The following is a 279-nucleotide window of genomic DNA, read 5'->3' as shown; positions in this document are numbered from 1 at the left end:
GTCTACGCCTGCCCGTTCGTCATCGACCGTGAATTCCTGGCCGGTAACGTCCGCGACGGGGGTGGATTCCCCGCCGTGTGGCGGACATCGGCGCTCTTCGCATCGCTGCGCGAGCCGCAGAGTGCGGGGGCATGCGCGTCGTGCGGATCGTTCGACGCTTGTCGCGGGGGGTGCATGGCGGCCAAGTTCTTCACCGGGTTGCCGCTGGACGGGCCCGACCCCGAATGCGTGCACGGGCACGGCGAGGCGGCGCTGGCGTCACGAGCGGAACGCCCGCAC

General features: G+C 71.0%; 1 protein-coding gene. It reads left to right on the top strand.

The window, feature by feature from the left end; all coding sequences use genetic code 11:
* On the top strand, window positions 1-279 hold a 279-nt coding region (locus QWY29_RS20295), incomplete at both ends, for an SPASM domain-containing protein (protein ID WP_300963039.1).

It is taken from the genome of Nocardioides abyssi, assembly GCF_030412915.1.
Classification (GTDB): Bacteria; Actinomycetota; Actinomycetes; order Propionibacteriales; family Nocardioidaceae; genus Nocardioides; species Nocardioides abyssi.
This window is presented reverse-complemented; position numbering and strand designations above follow the sequence as displayed.